Consider the following 1,892-nt stretch of genomic DNA (forward strand, 5'->3'; position numbering starts at 1 on the left):
TGAGTAAAATTTCACCTATTTTTATGATACCAAACAACAAAAGCAAGCTAAATTTTACTAAGCAATGAAATTACAAAAAGTTTCCCAAACAATCACTCCATTTGCTGGAGTTTCTTTCGTTCATGAAGAATTTAACAAATCTGGTCTATTCAATCTCATTGACAATTATCTTGGTGTCAGAAATACAAACGGTTACAGTTATGGTGAGCTTTTTAGAACCTGGTTTGAGGTGTTCTTTTGTGGTGGTGAAGTTGCAGAAGATGTTCAAAAACATTTGCGATCCACGCTTGAAAACATACCCCATAACAATGTAGCCAGTCCCGACACCTTGCTGCGTGTACTAACAGAACTAGCGACAGAAAATACAATAATCACCTCAACAAGTGGAAAAGAGTACGAATTCAATATTAATGAAAAGATGAACGATTTGAACATTAAGTCTTTGCTACTAACCAAACAGCTTAAGAAGGGTGAAATGTATGATTTTGATTACGATAATCAAATTATAGAGCATGAAAAATGGGACGCTAAACGCACCTATAAAAATACTACGGGCTATTTCCCAGGAATTGCCACAATAGGCGATAAGGTTGTTTACATTGAAAACCGTGACGGTAATGCCAATGTGAAAATAGCACAGGATGAAACACTTGAAAGATCTTATGAGCTTCTTCTAGAGAATGAGATAAGGATTAATCGTTCACGCATGGATGCTGGCTCTTATGCAAAAAATATTATTGATATTGTTTCAACGTACAGCAAGTTGTTCTATATCAGGGCAAACAGGTCCGAAAGCATGTTAGAACAAATATGTCAAATAGATGATTGGAAGGAAGTGGAAATAAACTTTAAATCCTATGAAGTAGCTTCAATTCCTTTCCGTCAGTTTTTCGAGGACAGAAATTATCGATTAGTCATCATGCGAGAAAAATCAAATAATGCTCAATTAGACCTATTTACAGGAGATAATTTTATTTATCGCTCAATTCTGACCAATGACAAAGAATCAAGTGAGAAGGAAATTATCGAGTATTTCAATATGCGGGGAGCGAGCGAAAAAATGTTCGATATCCAAAATAACGACTTTGGCTGGAAGCGCCTTCCCACATCAGATATGAGTAGCAACACTGTCTTTCTAATTCTGACCTCTATGATGAAAAACTTCTATAACCATTTCATCAAAAAAGTATCCGAAGTTTTTACGGATATCCCTTTGAAATCAAGAATGAAACGTTTTATTTTCAGATTCATCTGCGTGGCTGGAAAATGGGTTAGACAGAGTCGTCAATGGAAGCTCCGACTTTACACTGATCGACCGTATGAACGACTGCAAATGTGCTGACAAACAGAGTGTTGATAATTTGCTAAAAACTCAACATAAATTGAGGTATGTCTTGATGTGAAAATATGAATAAAAACTCATGTTTTTTGTCATTTATCACTAGAATAACAGAAATATCCATCAGTTTTTAATGCATCGAATGAAAATAAAGATAGAACTCTGATAAAAATAAACGAAATTACAACTGAAATATTTTTAAACGTTCAAAATAATTTACATGCGGATTTTAGGTATATGAGTAAGAAAGTGTTTAAAAATAATTCGATTTAACAGTTTATTCTTTACGGGTGTAGCCAAACCTCTTAAATAAACAATCCTTTTTACACCAGCAATATATGCAGCAATACTTCCCAGTTTTAAATCTTGAGAAGCTGAAAAAACTACAGTATCAATATCCATACTCCTATAAAACCATATAAGCCTTATTATTTTAACAGGATTCAAAAACGAAAGATTTCCCACTGAAATAGAGAATGTCTTTATTTTTACATCTGTAGCTTTTTTCCATAAAGGTGAATTCAAATAGCACATTAAATAAACATTGTAATTT

General features: G+C 33.6%; 2 protein-coding genes. One reads left to right on the plus strand and one right to left on the minus strand.

Annotated elements, in window-relative coordinates:
* Positions 1-64: 64 nt before the first annotated feature.
* Positions 65-1,342, plus strand: a complete 1,278-nt coding sequence (locus VNJ50_RS06820; protein ID WP_325580286.1) for an IS1380 family transposase — start codon at positions 65-67, stop codon at positions 1,340-1,342.
* Positions 1,343-1,555: 213 nt separating this feature from the next.
* On the opposite strand, the gene VNJ50_RS06825 is transcribed toward VNJ50_RS06820, so the two are convergent.
* The coding region (locus tag VNJ50_RS06825) for a hypothetical protein (protein ID WP_325580288.1) at positions 1,556-1,892 on the minus strand (337 nt) is incomplete at its 5' end.

Source organism: Gelidibacter sp. (genome assembly GCF_035577925.1).
Lineage (GTDB): Bacteria > Bacteroidota > Bacteroidia > Flavobacteriales > Flavobacteriaceae > Gelidibacter.

What these genes read in the sequence shown, in the direction of transcription:
- VNJ50_RS06820 (WP_325580286.1), top strand. Translation starts at nt 65, where the DNA reads ATGAAATTACAAAAAGTTTCCCAAACAATCACTCCATTTGCTGGAGTT.